Origin of the sequence: Pseudoalteromonas sp. SWXJZ94C (assembly GCF_015864385.1) — a bacterium.
Classification (GTDB): domain Bacteria; phylum Pseudomonadota; class Gammaproteobacteria; order Enterobacterales; family Alteromonadaceae; genus Pseudoalteromonas.
In genome coordinates, this window is sequence record NZ_JADYXF010000024.1 from 68,139 (window position 1) to 75,329 (window position 7,191).

General features: G+C 40.6%; 6 protein-coding genes. 5 read left to right on the top strand and 1 reads right to left on the bottom strand.

From position 1 onward, the window contains the following. Positions 1-258 precede the first annotated feature (258 nt). The 5 genes from I6F65_RS11930 (at position 259) to I6F65_RS11950 (ending at position 7,025) form a co-directional block, all read left to right on the top strand. Positions 259-1,650, top strand: a complete 1,392-nt coding sequence (locus tag I6F65_RS11930; protein ID WP_024612880.1) for an NAD-dependent succinate-semialdehyde dehydrogenase — start codon at positions 259-261, stop codon at positions 1,648-1,650. Between the two features lie 58 nt (positions 1,651-1,708). Beyond that, positions 1,709-2,728, top strand: a complete 1,020-nt coding sequence (gene adhP, locus I6F65_RS11935; protein WP_197113038.1) for an alcohol dehydrogenase AdhP — start codon at positions 1,709-1,711, stop codon at positions 2,726-2,728. Positions 2,729-2,846: 118 nt separating this feature from the next. Next, a complete protein-coding gene (locus tag I6F65_RS11940) occupies positions 2,847-4,379 on the top strand; it encodes a Re/Si-specific NAD(P)(+) transhydrogenase subunit alpha (RefSeq protein WP_166109414.1) in 1,533 nt (510 codons plus the stop codon). Positions 4,380-4,389: 10 nt separating this feature from the next. Further along, on the top strand, positions 4,390-5,784 hold the full coding sequence (gene pntB / locus I6F65_RS11945; RefSeq protein WP_166109479.1) for a Re/Si-specific NAD(P)(+) transhydrogenase subunit beta: 1,395 nt from the start codon (positions 4,390-4,392) through the stop codon (positions 5,782-5,784). Positions 5,785-5,909: 125 nt separating this feature from the next. Then, positions 5,910-7,025 (top strand): Nramp family divalent metal transporter, encoded by a 1,116-nt coding sequence (locus I6F65_RS11950; RefSeq protein ID WP_197113032.1) that lies wholly within the window; start codon positions 5,910-5,912, stop codon positions 7,023-7,025. On the opposite strand, the gene I6F65_RS21815 is transcribed toward I6F65_RS11950, so the two are convergent. Then, a partial coding sequence (locus I6F65_RS21815; protein ID WP_369122874.1) for a transposase occupies positions 7,012-7,191 on the bottom strand: 180 nt, incomplete at its 5' end. The two genes, I6F65_RS11950 and I6F65_RS21815, sit on opposite strands and share 14 nt — an antisense overlap.

Below are 7,191 nucleotides of genomic sequence, written 5' to 3' on the forward strand. Positions count from 1 at the left end.
ACTAGTGCGTTTACCCACTACGCACTGCATTATTTTATAATCCTTTATCACTCCCATCCGCGTCAAGAACTAACTGAGTGATTAAAAATAAATAAAATCAAATAATTACACTTTCAAGATGTGGATTCCCACATGTATTTACGTAGCATCACGAATAGCCTCACTTTAGTACTTGTTTTACCATAATTATACACGCAGCTTCTAAGCGTTATTCATTTTAAAATAAGAGTCTTATTTAATTTAACTGAGGATATTATCATGAGCTATGCAACAACAAATCCATATACAGGTGAGGTTGTAAAAACCTTTCCTGATGCTACTGATGCTGAAATTACTCAAGCAATAGAAAATGCCGATTCTGCCTTTCAATCATGGAAAAAAACACCTTTCTCTTCTCGCGCTAAAATAATGCAAAAAGCGGCTGACTTATTACGTAAAGATGTAGTTAGTTACGCCAACTTATTAACTTTAGAAATGGGTAAAATAACATCAGAAGCAAAGGCTGAAGTTGAATTATCCGCAGCCATTTTAGAGTACTACGCGAATAATACTGAGAGGCTTCTCGCATCAGAAAAATTACCCGTTGCAGATCCAGCTGAGGGCGAGGCAATTATTATCCATGAACCACTTGGTGTATTGCTTGCCATTGAGCCATGGAATTTTCCGTATTATCAAGTTGCTCGTATTATTGCGCCGCAATTGTCAGCGGGTAACACTATGCTACTAAAGCACGCGGGTATTGTTCCACAATGTGCAGCAGCATTTGAAGCACTTATGCTCGAAGCTGGTCTGCCTAAAGGCGCTTTTAAAAACCTATACGCCGCACATTCCCAAACAGAAATGATCATTTCTCATCCATTAGTTCGTGGTGTTGCACTTACCGGTTCTGAAAGCGCTGGTGCAATCGTTGCTTCTACCGCTGGTAAAGCACTTAAAAAGTCTACATTAGAGCTTGGTGGTGCAGATGCATTTGTTGTACTTGCTGACGCTGAAATGGAAAAAACGGTTAATTGGGCAGTATTTGGTCGTCACTGGAACGGTGGGCAAGTATGTGTATCGTCTAAGCGAATGATCATCGAAGATGAAGTTTATGATGAGTTTGTTGAACTTTATACTGCTGGTGTTGCTAAGTTGCAAGCAGGCGATCCGCTTGATCCAACTACAACTTTGGCACCATTGTCATCACAAGGTGCAGCTGATGAACTAAAAGTTAAAATTAACGAAGCAATAAAGCTTGGTGCAACAGCCACTGAAGTGGGCCCTAAAGTACCTAGTCAAGGCGCCTTTGTACAACCCACTATTTTAACGAATATTAGCGAAGATAATCCGGCTCGAAACTGGGAGTTTTTTGGTCCTGTGTCTATGTTATTTCGTGCAAAAAATGAAGAAGACGCAATTAGAATTGCGAATGACTCTCCATTTGGCTTAGGTGGTTCTGTATTTACGTCAAACCCTGATCATGGCTTAGAAGTCGCTAAAAAAATATCTACCGGCATGGTGTTTGTAAACCATCCAACAATGGTAAAAGCCGACTTACCATTTGGCGGTGTTCGTCGTTCTGGTTATGGTCGTGAATTAATAGGCTTGGGTATTAAAGAGTTTGTTAACCACAAACTAATCGACGTTGTTGACATTAATGCGCCTTTTTAAATAGCGCAGTTCAATAAAAATCCCTTAAATATTAATAGGAAAGATTATGAATAACAAAATGAAAGCAGCCGTTGTTGAGCAATTTGGCAAACCTTTAGTTCTACGCGATTTAGATATTCCATCACCGAATGCAGGGGAAATATTAGTTAAAACAGAAGCCTGCGGTGTATGCCACACAGATTTACATGCAGCAAACGGTGATTGGCCATTAAAACCAACTCCACCATTTACTCCTGGCCATGAAGGCATTGGGCTAGTTACCAAAATTGGCGAAGGTGTTACAAGCGTAAAAGTAGGCGATAGAGTCGGTGTTCCGTGGCTATATTCAGCTTGTGGACACTGTGAATTTTGCTTAAGTGCTTATGAACCAGTATGTCCTGATGCTGAGTTTGGTGGCTACACTAAAGATGGTGGTTTTGCCGAGTATATTATTGCCGATCCTAATTACGTTGCACTTATTCCTGATGGCTTATCAGCAGTACAAGCGGCCCCTATAATTTGTGCTGGTATTACAACTTACAAAGGTATTAAAGAAACCGATGCTAAACCAGGTGAATGGGTAGCAATTTCAGGTTGTGGTGGACTTGGTCATTTAGCGATTCAATATGCCAAAGCGATGGGTCTTAAAGTGTGTGCGATAGATATTGATGACAGCAAGCTTGAACATGCAACCTTACTTGGCGCCGATGCAATCGTAAATGCTAAAACAGATAATGCAGCAGACACCGTCAAAGAAATAACGCAAGGTGGCGCCCATGGCGTACTTATTACGGCTCCTTCCCTACCAGCATTTGAGCAAGGGGTTAATATGACCCGTAAACACGGTACATGTGTTTTAGTTGGCTTACCACCTGGTGAGTTTCCGACGCCATTATTTGATGTAGTAGCAAATTGCATCACCATTAAAGGATCATTTGTTGGGAACCGCAAAGATATGGCCGAAGCGCTCGCTTTTGCGGCACAAGGCAAAGTTAAGGCGGATATTGAATTACAGCCTTTAAGCGCTATTAATGAAATATTCGAAAGACTCGAACATGGCAAAGTACCATCTCGTGTAGTTATTGATTTTACACTTTAGCTAGCAATAAATACGGTGGAAACATGTTAGTAAATAACATATTTCATCGTATCGCTAATTCCATAACGCCTAGATACATATTAATTCCTCTTCATGGCATTTAAATCGAGGTTCGACAATGAAAATTGGTGTTCCAAAAGAAATCCACACAGGCGAGCGACGAGTCGCGACGACCCCAGATGTAGTAAGTAAATTAACAAAGCTTGGTTTTGATGTCGTCATTGAAACTGGTGCAGGAATGGCGGCTAATTATGCCGATGATGCGTATGGCGAAGCTGGTTGTAAAATAGTCAACTCAGCACAAGATGTATGGGCACAATCTGATATTGTACTAAAAGTACAAGCACCTGAAGGTGATGAAAATACATTACTAAAAAGCGGACAAACATTAATCTGTTTTTTATGGCCGGCACAAAACCCTGAGATGCTAAAAGATTTAACTCAGCGTGGTATCACCGCCATTGCAATAGATAGTATTCCTCGTATTTCTCGAGCACAAAAAATGGATGCTCGCAGCTCAATGGCTAATATATCAGGCTATCGTGCAATTGTAGAAGCAGCTCAACATTTTGGTCGATTTTTTACCGGACAAATTACAGCCGCAGGAAGAGTTGCTCCTGCTAAGGTACTTGTAATTGGTGCAGGTGTTGCAGGCTTGGCCGCAATAGGAGCGGCAAAAAGTATGGGCGCAATTGTTCGCTCATTTGATACGCGTGCTGAAGTAAAAGAGCAAATTGAAAGCATGGACGCTGAGTTTTTAATGCTCGACTTTAAAGATGAAGACGGCTCAGGCGAAGGCGGTTACGCTAAAGTAATGAGCGATGAATTTATCGAAGCCGAAATGGCATTGTTTGCAGCGCAAGCTAAAGACGTTGATATAATTGTTACTACCGCACTCATACCCGGAAAACCAGCGCCTAAATTGATCACCAGCGAGATGGTTGCATCAATGAAGAGCGGCAGCGTAATAGTCGATCTTGCAGCCGAACAAGGTGGAAACTGTGAATTAACAGTCCCGGGTAAGGTTGCCGTATGCCATGGTGTATCGATTATTGGTTACACCGATTTACCAAGTCGCCTTGCTGCACAATCGAGCCAATTATACAGTAATAACTTATACAACCTGTTAGCCGAAATGACCCCAGAAAAAGACGGCAAACTCTTTGTTGATATGACAAACGATGTTGTTTTAGGTGCAACTATATGTACTGAAGGAAAAACAACTTGGCCGCCACCAGCACCCACACTATCTGCAACCCCTAAAAAGGTTGCGGCTACACCTAAACCCACGGTTGTTGAGAAAAAGAAATCGGTATTTGGACCTATAATTGGCGCCGCTATCGGTGCATTAGCATTGCTTGGGCTTGGTGGCGTTGCACCCGCTGATTTTATGTCTCATTTTACCGTTTTTGTCTTAGCCTGCTTTGTAGGTTATATGGTTATTTGGAGTGTATCGCCTGCACTACATACGCCTTTAATGAGTGTAACCAATGCCATTTCAAGCATTATTGTTATCGGTGCTTTAATTCAAATAAGCTCAACAGACGACACCATTAAATGGTTTGCCGTTTTTACCGTGTTAATTGCGAGTATTAATATTGTTGGCGGCTTTGCTGTAACACATCGCATGCTCAAAATGTTCCGTAAGTGAGGTTGTTATGATTAGTACTGGTATTGTAACCGTGGCATACATTGCTGCGATGGTTCTTTTTATTTTGGCTTTAAACGGTCTATCCAATCAAGAAACTGCCCGTAAAGGTAATTGGTATGGTATTTCAGGCATGGTGATAGCACTTTTGGCGACTGTTTTAGGTGTTGTTACCAATAACTATATTGAGTTGATGATTGCATTATTAGTGGGTGGCAGTATTGGTTTACTTGTAGCAAAACGAGTGCAAATGACTGCAATTCCAGAGCTGATTGCTATTTTACATAGTCTAGTCGGGCTCGCGGCTATAATGGTTGGGTATGCTAACTTTGCGGATGCTTCTAGTCATTTTACAGGAATTGACTTAACCATTCACGATATTGAAACCTATGTAGGTGTTTTAATTGGTGCTATTACACTTTCAGGTTCAATTACCGCTTTTGGTAAATTATCTGGTCGAATAGGCAGTAAGCCTTTAACACTACCAGGGCGACACATATTTAACCTTGTTTTATTAGTTGCTGTAGCGTGGCTTGGACAGCAATTCGTTGTGCAGTCTGCTGTTGGTAATGGCATGTTGCCGCTGGTTATTATGATAGCGCTTGCTTTAGTTTTTGGTGTTCATATGGTTATGGCAATTGGCGGTGCCGATATGCCGGTTGTTATATCTATGCTTAATAGTTATTCAGGCTGGGCCGCTGCCGCGACAGGCTTTATGCTAAATAACGATTTACTCATTGTAATTGGTGCATTAGTTGGTTCAAGCGGAGCTATTTTGAGCTATATAATGTGCAAAGCTATGAACCGAAATTTCTTATCGGTAATTGCCGGTGGATTTGGTAGTAGCAATGTAAAAGCTTTACCTGCTGGGGATCAAGAACAAGGTGAAGTACTAACAATCAGTGCAACCGAAACAGCAGAGCTGCTCATGAACGCAAAAGAAGTAATGATTATTCCTGGATACGGAATGGCCGTTGCAAAAGCGCAGCAAATAGTCTCTGAACTTACAAGTAAATTACGTGAAAAAGATATTAACGTGCGCTTTGCAATACACCCTGTTGCAGGGCGAATGCCTGGACAAATGAATGTGTTATTAGCTGAAGCTAAGGTTCCTTACGACATTGTTTTTGAAATGGATGAAGTAAACGACGATTTTCCACAAGTCGATGTTTCACTTGTGATTGGTGCAAACGATATTGTAAATCCGTCAGCACTTGATGAACCAAATAGCCCTATCGCCGGCATGCCGGTACTTGAGTGCTGGCATGGTAAAGCGTCTATCGTTTTAAAGCGCAGTATGGCAACCGGTTATGCTGGGGTGCAAAATCCACTATTTTTTAAAGAAAACACACAGATGCTCTTTGGAGATGCCAAAGACACGTTAGTCGAAGTTGTTGCTGCACTATAAAAGTAACATTACAAAGCCGTGGAGGATTCCATGGCTTTGTTGCTAGTTATTAGTATGTATATGCCCTATCAATACCTTTTCAAACTAAAACAAACTGCGGTTCAACATTAAAGCTCACTTCTATTATGAAAATTAAGTTATTGCCCACAGTAGGCTCAAAACATAGGAATAAATATGGGCTAAGTAAAGTATTCAAATATATAGGACCCGGATTACTCATAACCGTTGGCTTTATTGACCCTGGTAATTGGGCTTCAAATATTGCGGCTGGCTCAATGTTTGGTTACACATTATTGTGGATGGTAACATTATCAACCCTAATGCTAATTGTACTACAGCACAATGTCGCGCATCTGGGTATTGTTACGGGTGATTGTTTAGCTGAATCAGCAATGAAAAACTTGAATATTCATGTTGCTAGGTCAGTTCTTTTTACCAGTATTATTGCCGTTATATCTACCGCTTTGGCTGAGATACTCGGTGGGGCAATTGCCCTGCACCTTCTTTTTGATATTCCTATACTCATCGGCTCTGTCATTATTTTAGTTATTGTTATTGTATTGCTGTTTACCAACACTTACTCAAAGCTTGAAAAGCTTATTATTGGTTTTGTTTCTATTATTGGATTTTCATTTTTATATGAAATGAGCATTGTTAGTATTGATTGGTCCAAAGCACTTACAAGTTGGGTAACGGTTAGCATTCCTGATGGATCTATTATGATTGTAATGGCAGTACTTGGTGCCGTAGTTATGCCTCATAATCTATTTTTACATTCAGAAATAATTCAAAGTCGAAAATGGAATAATGAAAATGAAGCCGTTATTAAAAAGCAATTAAGGTATGAGTTTACAGACACATTAGTATCTATGATTATTGGCTGGGCTATAAATAGTGCAATGATAATACTTGCCGCAGCTGCATTTTTTGATAAAAAAATAATCGTTACTGAATTAGAACAAGCCCAACATCTTCTTACGCCAATGCTTGGCTCAAAGGCAGCATTAGTTTTTGGAATCGCATTACTATTCGCCGGAATATCTTCCACAATAACGGCGGGGATGGCAGGCGGCTCTGTTTATGCTGGAATATTTAAAGAACCTTATAATATAAAAAATAACCACACTAAGGTTGGTGTGGCGGGTATATTAATTATCTCGACATTACTTATATTTTGGATTTCTGACCCATTTAAAGGCGCGGATTCACATCTGAAGTGCATAACGTTTAGGCGGCTTTAGCCGCCAAGTGATCCTGCATCAATTTTGCAGGCGTTTCAAATCCAAGTGTCTTCCTTGGACGATTATTAAGTTGCTCAAGTACTGGTATAACTTGCGCTGGTGTTACCGCCTTAAAATCTGTGCTCTTCGGCCAATACTGGCGTAGTAATCCATTCGTGTTTTCATT